The organism is Paraburkholderia sp. JHI2823, from assembly GCF_038900695.1.
Lineage (GTDB): Bacteria > Pseudomonadota > Gammaproteobacteria > Burkholderiales > Burkholderiaceae > Paraburkholderia > Paraburkholderia mimosarum.
In genome coordinates this window covers 65,176-84,799 of the sequence record NZ_JAYMRY010000012.1, presented here as the reverse complement: position 1 = coordinate 84,799, position 19,624 = coordinate 65,176, and the positions used below count along the sequence as shown (strand labels likewise).

Here is a 19,624-nt window from a genome sequence, read left to right as displayed (position 1 = left end):
CGTTTCATGCCAGTGAGGGGCACGCCCAGTTGCACACGCGCGCCGCGGTCTTGAGGCGTGTACGTACATGAACAGGGCGTGACACTGTGTGACGTCGGACGGCGAACGCCGTGCGCATTGTGTGCCGCGGACGGCGCGCGCGGATCCGGGCACCATGAATGAAACGGCGAGCGAGCGCCGCCACCGCCACAACAGCGCGCATGGCATGCGCCTTGCAAATCGGCAGGCATGGATGCCACTCTTCACTCCCCACCCTGGACCTGCCCGTTCTGCGCTTTGTTGTGCGACCGATTCGGCGTCGTCAAGGGCGAGACGCTGACCCCGGCAGGCACGCGCTGCCCGCGCGCCACTCACGCGCTTGCAGAGTTCGGCGCCGTGCCGTCGCGGGCGACACCTTCGGTGAACGGGCAGCCCGTTGACGCGCAAACCGCGCTCGACACCGCGACGCAGTGGCTGAGCGGTGCGCGCCAGCCCCTTTTCGGCGGCATGGCCACCGACGTGGCGGGCGCGCGCGCGCTCTACCGGCTCGCCAATGCATGCGGCGCGATCGTCGATCATGCGCATGGCCGCGCGCTCATGCACGGCTTGACGGCCCTGCAGGACCGCGGCGCCTTTACGACGACGCTTGCTGAGATCCGCAATCGCGCCGATCTCGTGGTCTGCGTCGGCACGTCGCCCTCGGCGCGGTATCCGGAATTCTTCGCGCGCTGCGCGGTAGGCGTCGATGCGCAGCGGGTGGGACCGGCTCGCCGTACGGTGGTCTTCCTTGGCTGCGACGCCGATTCCGCACTCGCGGGCCGCTCCGACGTCGAAGCGTTCGCGGTTCCATTGCAGGGCGACCTCTACGACACGCTCGCCACGCTCAACACCCTGCTCGGCGGCAAGTCGCTGCGCGGGCCGTCGGATCCCGCACTGGCCGGCGCGACCTCGCTTGTCGAACGCATGCTCGCGGCGAACTACACCGCAATAGTATGGACTCCTGCTGACTTGCCTGGTCCGCATGCCGCATTGCTCGTCGAACGATTCGATCGTCTGCTCAAAGCGCTCAACCGTACCCGGCGCGCGGGCGGCCTTGCACTCGGCGGCGACGATGGCGGCGCGAGCGTCAACCAGACGCTCACGTGGCTGTCCGGCCTGCCTTTGCGCACAGGCGTGCACCGCGGCGGCCTCGAGCACGCGCCGCAACGCTACGACACGGCGTGCCTCATTGCCGATCAGGCCGTCGACGCGCTGGTCTGGGTCGCGAGCTTCGGCTCGCATCTGCCGCCCCCGCGCGCTCCGATCCCAACGATCGTGCTCGGTCATCCGGGTCTCGCCACCGCGTGCGCGGACCGCGAAGGCCCCACCGTATTCGTGCCCGTCTCCACGCCGGGCATCGGCTCACCGGGACACCTCTTCCGCGCGGACGGCGGTGTCGTCCTGCCGCTCTCGCCGGTCTATGAAGACACGCTGCCCACTGTCGCCGCTTTCGCCGGCAAGCTGGGCGAAGCGCTCGCGCCACCCAGGGAGAACACCGCATGAGCACGTTTCGTTTGCGTGGCGGCCGCGTGTTCGATCCGGCCAGCGGCATCGACGGCAAGCTTGCCGACATCTGCGTGCGCGACGGCCGCATCGTCGATCTACCCGCCCATGAGACGGTAAGCCGCGAATACGACGTCACCGGCATGACCGTGATGGCGGGCGGCATCGATATGCATTCGCACATCGGCGGCGGCAAGGTCAACCTCGCGCGCATGCTGATGCCCGAGGACCATCGGCTGCGCCTGCAACGCGAGGAAGCGCAGAACGCGCTGGAGCTGGCCTCGTGCGGCGTCTGCACACCGGGCACGTTGGCGACCGGTTATCGCTATGCGGAGATGGGCTACACGGCGGCGTTCGAGCCCGCGATGATCGCGTCGAACGCGCGCCACACGCATCTCGAGATGGGCGACACGCCTATCATCGACCACGGCGCCTACGTGATGCTGGGCAACGATGAGTTGTTCCTGAGCATGCTCGCGCAGGGCGCGGATTTCGAGCGCCTGCGCGATTACGTTGGCTGGTCCATCAACGCGACGAAGGCGCTGGGCGTGAAGGTCGTGAACCCGGGCGGCATTTCCGCATTCAAGTTCAACCAGCGCAGCCTCGATGTCGACGAGACACATGCGCACTACCCGATCACCCCGCGCCAGGTCCTGCACACGCTCGCGCGGGCCTTGAGCGAACTCGGCATCCCGCATCCGCTGCATATCCACGCGAGCAATCTCGGCGTGCCCGGCAACGTCGAATCGACGCTCGCGACCATCGACGCCCTCGAAGGGCTGCCGGGCCATCTCACGCATATCCAGTTCCACAGCTATGGCACGGAGGGGCCGCGCAAGTTTTCCTCGGCGGCCGAGCGCATTGCCGAGGCCGTCAATGCCAATGCGCATATCTCCATCGACGTCGGCCAGATCATGTTCGGGCAGACGGTCACGGCCTCCGGCGACATCATGAAGCAGGTGAAGCAGGCTGAATTCGCCTCGCCACGCAAATGGATCGCTGGCGACATCGAGTGCGACGCTGGCTGCGGCGTGGTGCCGTTCCGCTATCGTGAGCAAAGCTATGTGAATGCGCTGCAATGGACGATCGGCCTCGAACTCTTCCTCATGGTGAAAAACCCCTGGCAGATCACGCTGACTACCGATCATCCGAACGGTGGACCGTTCACGAGCTACCCCCACCTGATCCGACTGCTGATGGACAAATCGTTCCGCGACGAGCAGCTCGCGAAGCTGCATCCCGAGGTCGTGCAGCAGTCGGCGCTGGCTGGCATGACGCGCGAACTGAGCTTCGAAGAGATCGCGGTCCTCACACGCGCCGCGCCGGCGCGCCTGCTCGGTCTGCGCGACCGGGGGCGCCTGAGTGCGGGCGCCGCCGCGGACATCGCCGTATATCGCGACAACGACGATCGCGAGGCCATGTTCAGCACGCCAGAATACGTGTTCAAGGACGGCGAACTGGTCGCTCGGCGCGGCAGCATCGTCGCGACGCCCGTAGGCGGCACGCATTTCGTCGAGCCCGAGTTCGACCGTTCGATTGAACGCACGCTCGAGGAGTACGGCGAGCGCCATCTCGCGTATCACTTCCGCCACGCCGCCATCAGCCGCGACGAGCTGTGCTCCTGCTGCAACGGTGGCCGGCTGCTGCCCACAGCATGCGGCCCCCACCTCGACGCACGCGGAGGACAGCCGGCATGAACGCGACTCCGGGCATGACGGATAAAGCGCCGCTCACGATCAACGGCGTAACGATCGACGACACCTTCGCCGAAGCCTTTCCGATGAAAGCGACCCGGCTCGTCATCACCGCTCGTAACGCCGCCTGGGCGCGACACGCTGCCGTGGCGGCGACCGGCTTCGCGACCTCGGTGATCGCCTGCGGCTGCGAGGCCGCCATCGAACGCGAGATCGCGCCGGATGCATCGCCCGACGGCAGGCCGGGCTTCGCGATCCTGCTCTTTTCGATGTCCGGCAAGGAGCTGGCCAGGCAAGTCGAGCGGCGCGTGGGCCAGTGTGTGCTGACCTGCCCCACCACGGCCGTCTACGCAGGCATCGCCGAAGGCGAGGCCATCGCGCTGGGCAAGAACCTGCGCTTTTTCGGCGACGGCTGGCAAACCTCCAAGATGGTCGACGGTGTGCGCTATTGGCGCGTGCCGGTGATGGACGGCGAATTCGTTGCGCAGGAAACGACCACCGTCATCAAGGGCGTGGGCGGCGGCAACCTGCTGTTGCTGGCGCGCGACCCCGACGCCGCGTTGGCCGGAGCCGAAGCAGCGGTCGAGGCGATTCGGCGCGTCCCCAACGTCATCATGCCGTTCCCTGGGGGCGTAGTGCGCTCAGGCTCGAAGGTCGGCTCGAAATATGCGGCGCTGCCCGCTTCGACCAACGACGCATACTGTCCCACGCTGGCCGGGCTCGCCCCGCGCACTGCCTTGACCGACGAGACGCGCTGCGTGCTGGAGATCGTCATCGACGGGTTAAGCGAAGGGGATGTCGCGCACGCCATGCGCGCCGGCATCGAAGCCGTCACCGCACGCGGCGCGCGAGCCGGCGTGACGCGTATTGCAGCAGGCAACTACGGCGGCAAGCTCGGCCCGTTCCATTTTCATCTGCATCGGCTCTGCGGCGACGGAGAGAACTCATGAAGCGCATCACGTTGCGCATCAAGCAGCCTCCCGCGCTGCGCATCGACGCGCGCACCCTGCTACCGGGTACGCTCGCGGCGCTCAACGAGGGCGAGATCGAGCGCGTGCCGCTCTGGCATGGGACGGAACGCATCGTGTTGGCGGATCTGTTCGAGGTGAGCGTGCAGACAACGTCCGATTGCGGGCCGTGTGTCGTGTTCGAAGGGGACATGCGCCGTTTCGACCGCGTCGGCTGCTCGATGGAAGCTGGCGCGATCCTCGTCGAGGGCGGGGCAGGCGACCTCGTGGGCGCGCAAATGCGCGCGGGCGAGATCGTCGTGCGCGGTAGCAGCGGCAGCTTCGCCGCTTGCGAGATGACGGGCGGCCGCATCGAGATTGGCGGCAATTGCGGCAATTTCGCCGCGGCGGCGCTGCCCGGCAGCATGGACGGCATGCGCGGCGGCACCCTCGTCGTGCGCGGCGACGCCGGCGAGCGCCTGGGCGACCGCATGCGCCGCGGCACGGCCCTCGTGTTCGGCAACGCCGGGGCGTTCGCGGCCTCGCGCATGGTGGCGGGCACGATTGGCATCGCTGGCAGCGTCGGCGGGCATCTCGCCTATGGCATGCAGCGCGGCTCACTGCTCCTGCCCGGCGTCCGGGCGTTGCCGGGCACCAACCGCTTCGTCGAGAACCGCGCCGACGTTGATGTCTTCTGGCGTCTCATCACGCGCAGCCTCGCGCGCGAAGGCGGCGCGTTCGGAGAACTCGCGCAACAGGCGCCGCTGCGCTTCGTGGGCGACGTCACTGTGGACGGCAAGGGGGAACTCCTTTTGGCGCGCTGAGTGAGCGTCCGGTTAGTCATGCGTCGGCGGTGGCCTTCTGGGCCTCGTCGATCAACGTGCGCTTGAAGGCTTCGACCGCCGCGGAAAGGTGCTTGCTTTCGCGATGCACGATGTACAGATAGCGGACGATCGGAAAGCGCTCTACTTCCAGCACCTTCAGGCGCAGCGTCTCCAGCTCCGGCAGGACCGTTTGCAACGGCACGATCGACAGACCCATGCCAGCATGCACGCAGCACTTGACGGCATCGTTGCTGCTCACCTCGAGGCCCGGACGAAAGCGGATGCGGTGCTCGGCGAAGAAGCGCTCCATCACGCGCCGTGTGCCTGAGCCCGGCTCACGCACCACGAAAACCTCGTCCTCGAGTGCCTTCAGCGCAATGGCACGCTGCCGCGCGAGCGGGTGATCGGGCGGCGCAACCACGACCAGCGGGTTCTTCATGAACGGCTGCCCGACGAGCCCCTGCCCTTCCGGCGGCTGACCCATGATCGCGAGATCGGTCTCGTTGCCGGCCAGCGCGCCGAGCACCGCCTCGCGGTTCGCGAACTTCAGGCAGACACGCACGCCTGGAAACGCCTTCGTATAGCGCGAAATGCACTCGAGCGCGAGATGGCCCGCCGTCCCCGTGACGGCGCACACCTGGATCTTGCCCTGCTTCGTGTCGCGCAGTTGGTCGAGCGAACCTTCGAGTATCCCGAGTTGCTGCTGGATCGAGCGTGTATGGCTATAGACCTCGCGGCCCGCTTCGGTGAGAAAGACGCGCCGCCCGATCTGTTCGAACACGGGCATGCCGATCGTTTCTTCGAGACTCTTCAATTGCGCGGAAACGCCCGGCTGCGTCAGATGCAGCTCTTCGGCGGCGCGCGAGAAGCTCAGGTGACGCGCCGCCGCCTCGAAGACCCGCAATTGCCGCAATGTCAGGTTAAGCATCCACTTCCTCTCCCGCTTACGAGCCTCCAGTAGGGCGCCAAAACAACCACCCTTGCCTGCCGTCACTGTACCAGCGCCGGCTAGTGCGGCAATGCCCACGACGGGGTATTCCCGCGCGTGCGAAGCCCGCCGCCATTGGCGCACAGGCGAGGTTATGGGTCGGATAAGAAACCGGAATGAGTGTTCCCGGCGCTGCGCCACTACCATCATTCACAAGTTCCCGACATCGACCATCGACACAGAGGCGCCCATGTTCAGCTTCCAGCAGACCCTTGCAGCAACCGATCCCGAATTGCGTCAGGCCATCATGGCGGAGTCCGTGCGCCAGCAGGATCACATCGAACTGATCGCATCGGAGAACTATGCGTCGCCTGCCGTGATGGAGGCGCAGGGCTCGCTCCTCACCAACAAGTACGCCGAGGGCTATCCCGGCAAGCGCTATTACGGCGGCTGCGAGCACGTGGACGTGGCCGAGCAGCTTGCGATCGACCGCGCAAAGCAGCTGTTCGGCGCCGAGTACGCGAACGTTCAGCCGCATTCGGGCTCGCAGGCGAATCAGGCCGTCTATCTCTCCGTGCTCAAGCCAGGCGATACGATTCTCGGCATGTCGCTTGCCCACGGCGGCCACCTCACCCACGGCGCTTCGGTGAACGCAAGCGGCAAGCTCTTCAATGCCGTGGCCTATGGCCTGCACCCCGAAACCGAGGTAATCGACTATGACGAGGTCGAGCGCCTCGCGCACGAGCACAAGCCGCGCATGATCGTCGCGGGCGCCTCTGCCTATGCACTCGTGATCGACTGGCGGCGCTTTCGCGCGATTGCGGACAGCGTGGGCGCCTGGCTCTTCGTCGATATGGCCCACTACGCCGGCCTGATCGCAGCAGGCCTTTACCCGAGCCCCGTGGGCATCGCCGACTTCGTCACCTCGACCACGCACAAGACGCTGCGCGGCCCGCGCGGCGGCCTCATCCTGTCGAGCGCCGAGCACGGCAAGACGCTCAACTCGACCATCTTCCCCGGCATCCAGGGCGGCCCGCTCATGCATGTGATCGCAGCCAAGGCAGTCGCGTTGCGCGAGGCGATGACCGACGAATTCCGGCTGTACCAGCGCCAGGTGATGACCAACGCGCAAGCGATGGCGCGGACGCTGCAGGAGCGCGGGCTGCGAATCGTGTCGGGCCGCACCGAGTCGCACCTCTTTCTCGTCGACCTGCGCGCGAAAGCCATCACCGGTAAGGATGCCGAAGCGGCGCTTGGCAGGGCCGCCATTACCGTCAACAAGAACGCCATTCCGAACGATCCGCAAAAGCCGTTCGTCACGAGCGGCATTCGCATCGGGTCGCCGGCGATGACCACGCGCGGCTTCGGCGAGACAGAAGCTCGGCAACTCGCCCACCTGATGGCCGACGTGCTCGAAGCGCCAGCCAACGATCTCGTGATTCGCCGCGTGGCCGACGCCGTGCATGCCCTCACGACGCGCTTCCCGGTGTACGGAGACGCGCAGCAGCAGCGGCAAAGCGCGGCAAGCGGCCCCACTACCTGAAGCGCCAGCCTCATCAGCAAAATCACACCGTTCGAACAACATAGGAGTGCAGACATGTCGAATACCACAGGAACGCGCATCCCGGGCCGCAACATTCTTGCGGTCCCCGGCCCCACGAACATTCCCGACGCCGTGCTGCGCGCGATGGTCGTGTCGATGGAGGACCACCGCTCGAGCCGCTTTCCCGAACTCGCAAACGGCGTGCTGAGCGATCTGAAGCGCCTCTACAAGACCACGAGCGGGCAGCCGTTCATCTTTCCTTCGTCGGGCACCGGCGCGTGGGAAGCCGCATTGACCAACACCCTCTCTCCGGGCGACCGCGTGCTGGTCGCGCGGTTCGGGCAATTCAGCCACCTGTGGGCCGACATGGCGCAGCGCCTCGGCTTCGAGGTCGAAATTATCGACGTCGACTGGGGCGAAGGTGTCCCCGTTGCGCGCATCGAAGAGGTGTTGCGCGCCGACAAGCAGCATCAGATCAAAGGCATACTCGCGTGCCACAACGAAACGGCCACCGGCGTGACGAGCGACATCGGCGCGCTGCGCCACGCGATGGATAACGCCCACCACCCCGCGCTTCTGTTCGTCGACGGTGTGAGCTCGATCGGCTGCATCGACTTCCGCATGGACGACTGGCGCGTCGATCTCGCCGTAACCGGCTCGCAGAAGGGTCTGATGCTGCCCGCCGGCCTCGGCATTCTCTGCGCGAGCCCGAAGGCCCTCAAGGCGATGGAGCATGCGCAGTCGAGGCGCTGCTACTTCGACCTCGGCGACATGATCAAGGCCAACGCGACCGGATATTTCCCATACACGCCGGCCTTGTCGCTCCTCTACGGCCTGCGCGCGTCGCTCGACCTGCTCTTCGAGGAAGGGCTCGACAACGTCTTCGCACGCCATCATTACCTCGCCGCTGGCGTGCGCGCCGCCGTGACCGAAGGCTGGGGCCTCGAGCTGTGCGCCAAGGCGCCTAAGTGGCATTCGGACACGGTGACCGCCATCGTCGTGCCGCAGGGCTTCAATGCGGCACACGTGATCGACACGGCGTTCCGCCGCTACAACCTCGCGCTGGGCGCCGGGCTCTCGAAGGTCGCGGGCAAGGTCTTCCGCATCGGCCACCTCGGCGACCTCAACGAGCTGATGCTCACGAGCGCGATCTCGGGCGCGGAAATGGCAATGCTCGATGTGGGCATCGACGTGCGCCCCGGCAGCGGCACCGGCGCGGCCACGCAGTACTGGCGCACGCATGACCGCACGCGCAAGGCCCGGACGGAGCAAGCGGACCAGGTCGAGCCGCCGCGCCGCGTGGCCGCCGCCTGATCGTCTCCCTCAACGCCCATCACGAAGGCAGGATACCGAACCATGCGACACGATATCGTCTTTCTCGACCGCTCCACGTTGAAGGCCGACGTCCGGCGCCCCGCCTTCGAACATTGCTGGGCGGAGTATGACGTGAGCGCGCCGCACGAAGTCGTACGGCGGCTCGAAGGCGCGACCATCGCCATCACCAACAAGGTGCCGCTGCGCGCGGATACGCTCGCGCGGCTGCCGCGCCTTGCGATGATCGCGGTGGCCGCCACGGGCTACGACGTGATCGACACGGCGTACTGCCGCGCGCACGGCATCGCGGTGACGAACATCCGCAACTACGCGACGCATACGGTTCCCGAGCACACCTTCGCGCTCATTCTCGCGCTGCGCCGCAATCTGCTCGCCTATCGCGACGACGTGCGGCGCGGCCGCTGGCAGGCATCGAGCCAGTTCTGCTTCTTCGATCACCCGATACGCGACCTGCACGGCGCAACGCTCGGTATCGTCGGCGACGGCTCGCTCGGCCGGGGCACCGCCGCGCTCGCGCGCGGCTTCGGCATGCGCGTGGTGTTCGCGGAGCACGAGTCGCAAAAAGCGAAGCCGCGCGATGTCGCGTTCGTGCCGCTCGAACAGCTGCTGCGCGAATCGGACGTCGTCTCGCTGCATACGCCGCTGCGGCCGCAAACGCGCAACCTCATCGCGCTGGAGCAGCTCAGGACGATGAAACGCAGTGCACTCCTCATCAACACAGCGCGCGGCGGGCTGGTCTGCGAAACGTCACTCGCAACGGCGCTGCGCGAGGGGCTGATTGCGGGCGCTGGCTTCGACGTGCTGAGCACCGAGCCGCCCACGCAAGGCAATCCGCTCCTTGAACTCGATCTGCCGAACTTCATCCTGACGCCGCATGTGGCATGGGCATCCGATGGCGCGATGCAGTTTCTCGCGGATCAGCTGATCGACAACCTGGAGGCCTACGTCAGCGGCGAACCTCAGCATCTGGTCGCCTGATTGCCGGGCGACACCTTCTTTCTCATCCGTTTGGAACGACCATCATGGACATTCACGAATATCAGGCGAAGGAACTGCTGTCCGGTTTCGGCGTGCCCATCCAGCGCGGGCTCGTCGCCTACACGCCCGACCAGGCCGTGTACTGCGCCACCGAACTGGGCGGCTGGCACTGGGCCGTGAAAGCGCAGATACATTCGGGCGCACGCGGCAAGGCGGGCGGCATAAAGCTGTGCGAGACCTATCACGACGTGCACGAGGCGGCTGCTTCACTCTTCGGAAAGCGTCTCGCGACTGCGCAAACCGGCCCGGAAGGCAAGGTCGTCGAACGTGTCTATATTGAAGTCGCCGAGAAGTTCGAGCGCGAGATCTATCTGGGCATCGTGCTCGACCGCAAGGCCGAGCGCGTGCGCGTGATCGTCTCCGCACAAGGCGGCATGGATATCGAGGAAGTGGCCCGCACGAACCCGGAGGCGATCCTGCAGGTGATCGCCGAGCCCGCGGTCGGCCTGCAGCCGTTCCAGGCGCGCGAGCTTGCCTTCGGTCTCGGCCTGAACATCAAGCAGGTGAGCCGCGCCGTCGCGGCGATTATGGGCGCATACCGCGCGTTCCGCGATCTCGACGCGACGATGGTGGAAATCAACCCGCTCGTCGTGACCGCCGACGACCGCGTGATCGCGCTCGACGCCAAAGTCACGTTCGACGACAACGGGCTGTTCCGCCACTCGCATGTGTCCGAGATGCGCGACGCCTCGCAGGAAGATCCGCGCGAAGCGGAGGCGGCGCAGTTCGGGCTCAACTACGTTGGCCTCGACGGCGACATCGGCTGCATTATCAACGGCGCCGGTCTCGCCATGGCGACCATGGACACCATCAAGTACGCCGGCGGCGAGCCCGCCAATTTCCTCGACGTCGGCGGCGGCGCTTCACCCGAGCGCGTGGCTGCGGCCTTTCGCCTCGTGCTCTCCGACAGCAACGTCTCGGCGATTCTCGTGAACATCTTCGCGGGCATCAACCGCTGCGACTGGGTCGCCGAGGGTGTCGTGCAGGCCGCGAAAAACCTGCGCGTGCCGCTCGTGGTGCGGCTCGCGGGCACGAATGTCGAAGCGGGCCGCCGCATCGTCCGCGAGAGCGGGCTGCCGATCATCGCGGCGGACACACTGCTCGAAGCGGCCCAGAAGGCCGTTGAGGCGTCGAAGGCGCATCGCGCCAGAAAGAGCAAATAGGAGCACACACATGAGCATCTTGATCGACGAAAACACCCGCGTGATCGTGCAGGGCTTCACCGGTGACAAGGCAACCTTTCACGCGAGGGAAATGATCGCGTACGGCACCAACGTGGTGGGCGGCGTCACGCCTGGCAAGGGCGGGCAGCATCACCTCGAACGCCCCGTCTTCCACACGGTGAAGGAGGCCGCGCAGGCCACCGGCGCCACGGCGAGCCTCGTGTTCGTGCCGCCACCGTTCTGTGGCGACTCCATCATGGAAGCCGCCGATGCGGGCCTGCAACTCGTCTGCGTGATCACCGACGGCATCCCAGCCCAGGACATGATGCGCGTAAAGCGCTATCTGCTGCGCTATCCGAAGGAATCGCGCACGATGCTGGTGGGACCGAATTGCGCGGGCATCATCAGCGCGGGCAAGGCGATGCTCGGCATCATGCCCGGGCACATCTACCGGCGCGGCTCGGTGGGCATCGTCTCGCGCTCGGGCACGCTCGGCTATGAGGCCGCCGCACAGCTCGAAGCGTTCGGGCTCGGGGTCACGACGAGCGTCGGCATTGGCGGCGATCCGATCAACGGCAGTTCCTTCCTCGACCACCTGCGCCTGTTCGAGAATGACCCCGAAACCGAAGCCGTGATCATGATCGGCGAGATCGGCGGTCCGCAGGAGGCGGAAGCCTCGCGCTGGGTACAGGAGCACATGTCCAAGCCCGTGGTGGGCTACGTCGCCGGGCTCACGGCGCCCAAGGGCCGCCGCATGGGCCATGCCGGCGCGATCATCTCGGCCGCAGGCGACAGCGCCGCCGAGAAAGCCGAGATCATGAAGTCGCATGGCCTCTTCGTCGCCCCCAGCGCCTCCGAGCTGGGTTCCACCGTTGCTGCCGCGCTGGCTCAACATGATGCCCGCCGCGTCGCTTGAGGCCGGCGAGGCCGATGCGCGTGCCGTGATGCCGCGCGGCGTGGAGGCGCCGCGCGAGCCCACGCCCACGCCACCGGCTCCGCCCGCAGCGCTCGATCGCCTCGCCGCGGGAACCGCGGCGCTGCCCGCGCTCGATGCCAAGGCTTACGAACCATGCGTGGTCGAGCTGCTCTTCGGCCTGCTGTGCGATGTCGCGCAGCGACGCCAGCCGCAGGTCGCTCTCGCGCTGCGCGGCGAACCGCTGCCCCCGGACGTGCCACGCGCGGTGTGGCGGCGCGCCCTGCAGGCCCAGGGCATCTGGTTTCAGCTGCTCAGTGTCGCCGAGCAGAGCACCGTCATGCGCCGGCGCCGCGAGATCGAGATCGAAAGCGGCTATGCGCGGCTCTCGGGATCGTTTGCGCGCGTGGTGGCCGACGCAGCCGCGGCCGGCGTGAGCGCCGAAGAAGTCCGCGAGGTGCTCCGGCATCTGAAGATCCGGCCCGTGATCACTGCCCACCCGACCGAGGCCAAGCGCGTCACCGTGCTCGAAATCCACCGGCGCATCTATCGCAAGCTGATGGAACTGGAGTCGCCGCGCTGGACACCGCGCGAGCGGCGTGCGCTTGTTGCGCAACTCGGCAACGAGATCGAGCTGCTCTGGATGAGCGGCGAGTTGCGCCGCGAAAAGCCCACCGTCGCGCAGGAAGTGGCCTGGGGGCTGCACTTCTTCGGCGAGACGCTTTTTGAGGCGGTGCCGACGCTATTCGAGCGGCTTGAAGACGCGCTGCATCAGTTCTACCCCGGCGAGCCCTTCGAGATGCCGCGTTTCTTCCAGTTCGGCTCGTGGATAGGCGGCGACCGCGACGGCAATCCCTTCGTCAACAACGATGTCACGCGCGCGACGCTGTACGAGAACCGGCTTGCGTGTCTGAAGCGCTATCGGCAACGGCTCGTCGACCTCGCGCAGACGCTCAGCATCACCGCCGAAGCCTTGCCTGTGCCCGATGCGTTCGCGAGGGAGCTGGAGCGCGCGCTGGCGCAAAGCGGCGACGGCGCGGCCATTGCCGCGCGCAATCCGGGCGAGGTGTTCCGCCAGTATTTGACCTGCATGTTGCGCAAGCTCGACGCGACGCTCGCCGACGCGCAGCGGCGCGGCTCTCGCACGCCGGTGCCGGGCGGCTACGCAAGCGCGGACGAACTGGCCACCGAGCTGCGCGCGATGGAGCAGGCGTTGCTGGCGAGCGGCAGCGACGCGCTTGCGGGTGCCTACGTGCGCCCTCTGCGCCGTGAGGTCGAGACGTTCCGTTTCTCGACGGTGCAACTGGACCTGCGCGAAAACACGACGGTCATCAACAAGACCCTGCTCGCGCTTTGGCGAGCGCGAGCCAAGCCCGTCTCCGAGCCGCCCGATCTGCAGTCCGAAGGCTGGAAGGCGTGGTTGCTCGCAGAGCTGGCGCGCCCACTTGGGCAAGATCGTCGGCATAGCCAGGAGACACACGCCGACGCCCTGCCCGAAGTCGAAGCGGAAACGCTCCAGATCTTCAGCATGGTTCGCGCGATGCGCGAGCAGGTGGACCGCAATGCTTTCGGCGCGTTCATCCTGAGCATGACACACCATGCAACCGATGTGCTCGGCGTCTATCTGCTGGCAAAGGAAGCGGGGCTCTTCAGCGACGCCGCCGGGGTGGAAAGCTGCACGCTGCCGATCGTACCACTGCTCGAAACCATTGACGACCTGCGCCGCGCGCCCGAAATCCTGCGTGAGCTGCTGGCCGTGCCGATGGTCAAGCGCAGCATCCGCGCGCAAGGTGGCGTGCTGGAAATCATGATCGGCTACTCGGACTCGAACAAGGACGGCGGGTTCTTCGCGAGCAACTGGGAACTTTCGAAGGCGCAGACGAAGATCGCGCGAGTCGGGCGGGAGCTGGGCATCACGATCTCGTTCTTCCACGGGCGCGGCGGCTCGGTGAGCCGCGGCGGCGTGCCCGCGGGCCGCGCGATCGCGGCGCTCCCCGCCGGCTCGGTGAACGGCCGCATTCGCGTGACCGAGCAGGGCGAAGTCGTCTCGTACAAGTACGCTAACCGTGGCACCGCGCAGTATCACGTGGAGCTGCTCGCGTCGAGCGTGCTCGAGCATACGTTCAAGTCCGAACGCGAAGACGAACTGCTGCCACGCGGCGAATTCGACGATGCCATGGAGGCGCTCGCGGGCGCATCGCGCGCGGCCTATATGAAGCTCGTCGAGCGGCCTGAGCTGATAGCGTATTTCCAGGCGGCCAGCCCGCTCGAAGAGCTCTCCATGCTGAACATGGGCTCGCGACCCGCGCGACGTTTCGGCGCCCGCAGCCTGCATGACCTGCGCGCGATTCCGTGGGTGTTCGCGTGGTCGCAGAACCGTCATGCGCTCACCGGCTGGTACGGTGTGGGCAGCGCGCTTGCGTCGTTCCTCGCGGTGCGCCAGGAGCGCGGCCTCGACCTGCTGCGACGGATGTTCAACGAGTCGCGCCTGTTCCGGCTCATCGTGGACGAGGTGGAGAAGACGCTCGCCCAGGTCGATCTCGACATTGCGCGCGGCTACGCGAGCCTCGTGCCCGACGCGCACGTGCGGGAAGCCATCTTCGCGCAGATCGACGCCGAGTACCGGCTCACCGTGGAGACGGTGCTCAAGGTGAGCGGCGGCGCCACGATCGCTGAGCGTTTCCCGCAGTTTCGCGAGCGGCTTGCGCGCCGCCTGCCGGCTATTAACCAGGTGAGCCGCCAGCAGGTCGAACTGCTGCGGCGCTACCGCACGGCAGGCTCCGATCAGGAACGCCGCGGCTATCTCGTGCCGCTGCTCTTGTCCATCAACTGCATCGCATCAGGATTCGGCGCGACGGGCTAAGCCGCGCGTCCCCCACTATCGAGGAGATGACTCATGAGCTTTACCGCGATCGAACAGGCCACCCCGCGGCTGCATCGTTCGGAGCTCGCCGTGCCCGGCTCCAACCCCGCCATGTTCGAAAAAGCCGCGCGCTCGGCTGCCGACATCGTCTTTCTCGACTGCGAAGACGCGGTCGCGCCGGACGACAAGGAACAGGCCCGCAAGAACATCGTCGAAGGCCTGAACGACATCGACTGGGGCGCGAAGACGATGATGGTGCGCATCAACGGGCTGGATACGCATTACATGTATCGCGACGTCGTGGATATCGTCGAGGCGTGCCCCCGGCTCGACATGATCCTGATCCCCAAGGTGGGCGTCGCGGCGGATGTCTATGCGATCGACATGCTCGTCACGCAGATCGAGGCTGCGAAGAAGCGCACGCGGCGTATCGGCTTCGAGGTGCTCATCGAGACGGCGCTTGGCATGGCCAACGTGGAAGCGATCGCGCAGTCGAGCCGGCGGCTCGAAGCGATGTCGTTTGGCGTGGCCGACTACGCGGCCTCCACGCGCGCGCGCACGACCGTGATCGGCGGTGTGAACCGCGACTATGGCGTGCTGAGCGACAAGGACGAGCACGGCAAGCGCGATTACTTCTGGGGCGACCAGTGGCACGCGGCGCAGACGCGCATGATGGTCGCCTGCCGCGCATACGGGCTGCGGCCGATCGACGGTCCCTTCGGCGATTTCAGCGACCCGGAGGGTTACGATACGGCCGCCAGGCGCGCCGCGGTGCTTGGCTACGACGGCAAGTGGGCGATTCATCCTTCACAGATCGAGCTGGCCAATCGTGTGTTCACCCCGAGCGATGCCGAAGTCTCCCGCGCACAACGCATCATGGACGCGATGGCGCAGGCGGCGAAGGACGGCAAAGGCGCGGTGTCGCTCGATGGCCGGTTGATCGATGCGGCGAGCATTCGCATGGCGGAGGCGCTGCTTTCGACCGCGCGCGCGATTGCGGCGTCGTCCGGCAAACATCAGGTGGGTTCGTGATCGATGCAAGGCGCGGGAGTCAGGCAGGCGAGTGCAGCCTCCTCGGCTGCCCGCGCGCGGGGTGCATCGTCGGCCGCCTGCCGTGTCGCACGCCAGGCTTCGATCATCGAATCGGCGGAACGATCGATATCGTCCTCGGTGGTTGGCCACGCGATCACCGAGACGCGCATCACGCGGCGCCCGCGCCAGTGCGCGCCATGAGCGAAGCAGATTCCCGCCTGCCGGATGTGCTCGAGCGTCGCTTGCGTGAGCGCATCGCCGCGCGCGGCCGGCTCGTGCCGCCCGAACCGCACGACGACCTGATTCAATTCGACCTCGTTGAGCACCTCAATGCCCGGCTCTGCGCCAAGGCGGTGCGCGAGGCGTTGCGCCATCGAGCAATGCCGCTCGATCATTGCCGCGATGCCGCGCCTGCCGAACGCGCGCAGCAGCGCCCACAATGCGAAGCCGCGGGCGCGGCGCGAAAGTTCGGGCGTGTACTCGAGCGGATCGCGAATGCACTCGCTGCCGGCGGGCGGCAGGTAACCCGCGCCCATCGTCATCGCGCGCCGGTGCGCATCGGCATCGCGCACGAACGCGCAGCCGCACTCGTAGGGCGCCTGGAGCCACTTGTGCGCATCGGTCGCCCACGAATCCGCGAGCTCGACACCTGCGGCGAGCGGCGCGCGCGCTGGGCACGCCCTCGCCCAGAGGCCGAAGGCGCCATCCACGTGCAGCCAGCCGCCGCGCTCGCTCGCGAGCCTGGCGATCGCCTCCACAGGATCGAACGCGCCAGTCATGATGTGCCCGGCCTGCGCGATCACGATATGGGGGCCGCGGCATTGGGCGATCGCCGCACGCAACGCCTCGACCCGCATTCGGCCGGCGCAATCACATGGAATCCTGACGACCTTGCGTTCACCGAATCCAAGATAGCGCAACGCGGCGAACACGCTCGCATGCGCTTCCTCACCGGCGAAAACGGTAATGGGCGGGGCGCCGGACATCCCCTCCGCCTCGACATCCCAGCCAACGCGCTGCAGCAGTGCGCTGCGCGCGGCCGCGAGGCATACGAAGTTGCTCATCGTCGCGCCCGTCGTGATACCCACCGAGCATCCGCCCGGCAGCCTCAGCACATCGACGAGCCATTGCGCGGCCACCTGCTCGGCCACTGCGGCAGCAGGCGCGCCTTCGTAGCAGGCGGCATTCTGCCCCCAGACGCTGGTGAGCCAATCGGCCGCGACTCCGACAGGATGCGAGCCGCCGGCAACCCAGCCGAAAAAGCGCGGGCCAGCCGTGCCCATGAGGCCCGGCCCGGCTGCAGCGGCAAGCTGCTCGATGGCCTGGCCGGCGGGCACGCCAAGCTCGGGCACGGGCCCGCCGAAGCCCTGCATCAGCGCGTCAAAACCGTCCGTTGCGGCGGGCGGCAGCGACCCGCGCCCGCGATGAAAGGAGAGCGCATGCCGGTACGCGGCCTCGAGTGCGGCGTGCGCATCGTCCGCGTCGTCCGGATCCATCGACCATTGAGCCACGCCTGCTTCCTCCCCGCCAGACTCGACAACTCGCCTGCTAACGCGCTGGCACCTGCCAGAACGGCTGCGCCGGATGAAACGCCTCGCCTTGCGCGAATCGCTCCGCCGAGCGCAGCGTGTTTTCGATCAGCATCGTCACGGTCATCGGCCCCACGCCGCCGGGCACCGGCGTGATCCAGGAGGCACGTGCGCGCACGGCCTCGAAATCGACATCGCCGACAATGCGCCCATCAGCGAGTCGATTGATCCCCACGTCGATCACGATCGCGCCTTCCTTCACCATCTCCGCCTTGATGAGACCGGGTTTGCCTGCCGCCACGACGAGGATGTCGGCGTGGATCGTGTGATGCGCGAGATCGCGCGTCTTCGCGTGGCAGATGGTGACCGTCGCTTCCTTCTGCAGCAGCATCAGCGCCATCGGCTTGCCGACAATATTGCTTGCGCCCACCACCACCACGTTCTTGCCCGCCACGTCGATACCCGTCGTCTCCAGCAGCAGTTGCACGCCGTAGGGCGTACAGGGCGGAAAGATCGAGTTGCCGACCACCAGTGCCCCGACGTTGTAGAGGTGAAAGCCGTCCACATCCTTGTCGACGACGATACTCTCCAGCACGCGCCGCACGTTCACCTGTGGCGGCAGCGGCAACTGCACGAGGATGCCGTGCGTGGCCGGGTCCAGGTTCAGCTCGCCGATGCGATCGAGCAGCTCAGTTTCCGTACAGTGGGCGGGGAACCGGTGCATGAACGAGCGCACCTGGCTCTCCTCGCACGCCTTCACCTTGTTCGCGACATAGACCTGCGACGCCGGGTTGTCGCCCACCAGCACGACTGCGAGGCCCGGCACGATGCCGCGCATGGACAGCGCGGCAACGCGCTCGCGAAAGCGCGTGCGCAAGCGCCGCGCCAGGTGCTTCCCATCGATGATCTGCGCCGTCATCGCGAATCAGGCCACGCCCGGAATCCAGTTGGTCCCCGCAAGCGGCACCCGCGCCATCGCCGCTGCCTCAACCGTGAGCGCGACGAGGTCTTCGGGCTCCAGGTGATGCACGTTCTGCTTGCCGCACGCGCGAGCGATCGTGGTCAGCTCCATGTTCAGCGTCTTCAGATAGTTGCGCAGACGCTTCGCGCCCACCTCGGGCTGCAGACGCTCCTGCAGCACCGGGTCCTGGGTCGTGATTCCCACGGGGCACTTGCCGGTGTGGCAGTGGTGGCAATAGCCCGGCGCGGTGCCCAGGTTCGCATAGTCGTCGAGCGCCGGGACGTGCTGCCCCTTTTCCATGTACGACGCACTGTTGCAGCCGAGCGAGACCAGCACGCCCTGGCCGATCGCCACGGCGTCGGCCCCCATGGCCAGTGCCTTCGCGACATCGGCGCCGCTGCGAATACCGCCGGAAATGATGAGTTGCACGGTGCCCTTCATGTTGAGATCTTCGAGCGCGTCCACGGCCTGGCGCAGTGCGGCGAGCGTAGGGATGCCGACGTTCTCGATGAAGCAGGTCTGCGTGGCCGCCGTGCCGCCCTGCATGCCGTCCACCACGATCACGTCCGCCCCCGCGTGCACGGCGAGCTTCACGTCGTTGAACGTGCGCGTCGCGCCCACTTTCACGTAGATCGGCTTTTCCCAATCGGTGATCTCGCGCAGTTCCTGGATCTTGATGAGCAGATCGTCAGGGCCGGTCCAGTCCGGATGGCGCGACGCGGAGCGCTGGTCGATCCCTTCGGGCAGCGTGCGCATCTTCGCGACGCGCGGCGAGATCTTCTGGCCGAGCAGCATCCCGCCGCCGCCTGGCTTCGCGCCCTGACCGATTACGACCTCGATGGCGTCGGCCTTGCGCACGTCGTCGGGATTGAAGCCGTAGCGCGAAGGCAGGCATTGATAGACGAGCGTCTTCGAAGAAAGCCGTTCCTCCGGCGTCATGCCGCCGTCACCGGTCGTGGTGGACGTGCCCATCTCGGTCGCCGCGCGGCCGAGCGCTTCCTTCACGTTGGCGGACAGCGCGCCGAAACTCATCCCCGCAACGGTGATCGGGATCGCAAGCTCGATCGGCTTCTTTGCGAAGCGCGTGCCGAGCACGGTTTTGGTCGTGCACTTCTCACGGTAGCCTTCGAGCGGGTAACGCGAGAGCGACGCCCCCAGGAACAGCAGGTCGTCGAAGTGCGGCACATGACGCTTCGCGCCGAGGCCGCGGATCTCGTACAGCCCGTGCGCAGCGGCGTTCTGGATGTAGTTGATCGTCTTGCGGTCGAAGCCCCAGGATTCTTCGGTGGCGATTTGCTTCAGGTGAATCGGCTTGATTTCCATGGCGGGATCC

At 66.8% G+C, this 19,624-nt stretch carries 15 protein-coding genes; 11 read left to right on the top strand and 4 right to left on the bottom strand.

What is annotated here, in order from left to right; all coding sequences use genetic code 11:
- Nucleotides 1-228: 228 nt before the first annotated feature.
- The 4 genes from VSR34_RS15770 to VSR34_RS15755 are packed head-to-tail and all read left to right on the top strand — an operon-like array spanning nt 229 to nt 4,986.
- Entirely contained in the window at nt 229-1,521 is a 1,293-nt protein-coding gene (locus tag VSR34_RS15770; protein ID WP_342962880.1) for a formylmethanofuran dehydrogenase, read from the top strand.
- Nucleotides 1,518-3,218: a formylmethanofuran dehydrogenase subunit A gene (locus VSR34_RS15765; RefSeq protein WP_028212650.1), complete on the top strand. Its 1,701-nt coding sequence runs from the start codon at nt 1,518-1,520 to the stop codon at nt 3,216-3,218. The genes VSR34_RS15770 and VSR34_RS15765 overlap by 4 nt, the downstream gene beginning before the upstream one ends.
- A complete protein-coding gene (gene fhcD / locus VSR34_RS15760; RefSeq protein WP_342962879.1) occupies nt 3,215-4,165 on the top strand; it encodes a formylmethanofuran--tetrahydromethanopterin N-formyltransferase in 951 nt (316 codons plus the stop codon). The genes VSR34_RS15765 and fhcD overlap by 4 nt, the downstream gene beginning before the upstream one ends.
- Complete coding sequence (locus VSR34_RS15755; RefSeq protein WP_342962878.1) at nt 4,162-4,986, top strand: formylmethanofuran dehydrogenase subunit C; 825 nt, start codon at nt 4,162-4,164, stop codon at nt 4,984-4,986. The genes fhcD and VSR34_RS15755 overlap by 4 nt, the downstream gene beginning before the upstream one ends.
- Nucleotides 4,987-5,002: 16 nt before the next feature.
- On the opposite strand, the gene VSR34_RS15750 is transcribed toward VSR34_RS15755, so the two are convergent.
- Complete coding sequence (locus VSR34_RS15750; protein WP_342962877.1) at nt 5,003-5,914, bottom strand: LysR family transcriptional regulator; 912 nt, start codon at nt 5,912-5,914, stop codon at nt 5,003-5,005.
- Nucleotides 5,915-6,164: 250 nt separating this feature from the next.
- Here VSR34_RS15750 and glyA point away from each other — a divergent pair, with 250 nt between their 5' ends.
- Genes glyA through VSR34_RS15715 form a run of 7 tightly spaced genes read left to right on the top strand, consistent with a single transcriptional unit; the run spans nt 6,165 to nt 15,801 of the window.
- On the top strand, nt 6,165-7,457 hold the full coding sequence (glyA, locus tag VSR34_RS15745; protein ID WP_342962876.1) for a serine hydroxymethyltransferase: 1,293 nt from the start codon (nt 6,165-6,167) through the stop codon (nt 7,455-7,457).
- A 54-nt stretch (nt 7,458-7,511) separates the two neighbouring features.
- The gene (locus VSR34_RS15740; RefSeq protein WP_028212654.1) at nt 7,512-8,771 is read left to right on the top strand and encodes an aminotransferase class V-fold PLP-dependent enzyme; all 1,260 of its coding nucleotides are present in this window, start codon (nt 7,512-7,514) and stop codon (nt 8,769-8,771) included.
- Nucleotides 8,772-8,813: 42 nt separating this feature from the next.
- Nucleotides 8,814-9,770: a D-2-hydroxyacid dehydrogenase gene (locus VSR34_RS15735; protein ID WP_028212655.1), complete on the top strand. Its 957-nt coding sequence runs from the start codon at nt 8,814-8,816 to the stop codon at nt 9,768-9,770.
- A 44-nt stretch (nt 9,771-9,814) separates the two neighbouring features.
- Nucleotides 9,815-10,993: a malate--CoA ligase subunit beta gene (locus tag VSR34_RS15730; protein ID WP_028212656.1), complete on the top strand. Its 1,179-nt coding sequence runs from the start codon at nt 9,815-9,817 to the stop codon at nt 10,991-10,993.
- A 10-nt stretch (nt 10,994-11,003) separates the two neighbouring features.
- Nucleotides 11,004-11,909 carry a succinate--CoA ligase subunit alpha gene (gene sucD, locus VSR34_RS15725; RefSeq protein ID WP_028212657.1) on the top strand — a complete coding sequence of 302 codons (906 nt, stop codon included), beginning with the start codon at nt 11,004-11,006 and terminating at the stop codon, nt 11,907-11,909.
- Nucleotides 11,821-14,769 (top strand): phosphoenolpyruvate carboxylase, encoded by a 2,949-nt coding sequence (locus VSR34_RS15720; protein ID WP_342962875.1) that lies wholly within the window; start codon nt 11,821-11,823, stop codon nt 14,767-14,769. The genes sucD and VSR34_RS15720 overlap by 89 nt, the downstream gene beginning before the upstream one ends.
- A 33-nt stretch (nt 14,770-14,802) precedes the next feature.
- Entirely contained in the window at nt 14,803-15,801 is a 999-nt protein-coding gene (locus tag VSR34_RS15715; protein WP_028212659.1) for a CoA ester lyase, read from the top strand.
- Here the strand turns inward: VSR34_RS15715 and VSR34_RS15710 are convergent.
- From VSR34_RS15710 to VSR34_RS15700, 3 genes are read right to left on the bottom strand one after another with little or no spacing between them, the layout of a single operon-like run.
- Nucleotides 15,786-17,312, bottom strand: a complete 1,527-nt coding sequence (locus VSR34_RS15710) for an aminotransferase class V-fold PLP-dependent enzyme (RefSeq protein WP_342962874.1) — start codon at nt 17,310-17,312, stop codon at nt 15,786-15,788. The two genes, VSR34_RS15715 and VSR34_RS15710, sit on opposite strands and share 16 nt — an antisense overlap.
- Before the next feature lie 37 nt (nt 17,313-17,349).
- Nucleotides 17,350-18,249 carry a bifunctional methylenetetrahydrofolate dehydrogenase/methenyltetrahydrofolate cyclohydrolase FolD gene (folD, locus tag VSR34_RS15705; protein ID WP_342962873.1) on the bottom strand — a complete coding sequence of 300 codons (900 nt, stop codon included), beginning with the start codon at nt 18,247-18,249 and terminating at the stop codon, nt 17,350-17,352.
- Between the two features lie 6 nt (nt 18,250-18,255).
- On the bottom strand, nt 18,256-19,614 hold the full coding sequence (locus tag VSR34_RS15700; protein ID WP_342962872.1) for an FMN-binding glutamate synthase family protein: 1,359 nt from the start codon (nt 19,612-19,614) through the stop codon (nt 18,256-18,258).
- Nucleotides 19,615-19,624: the final 10 nt, after the last annotated feature.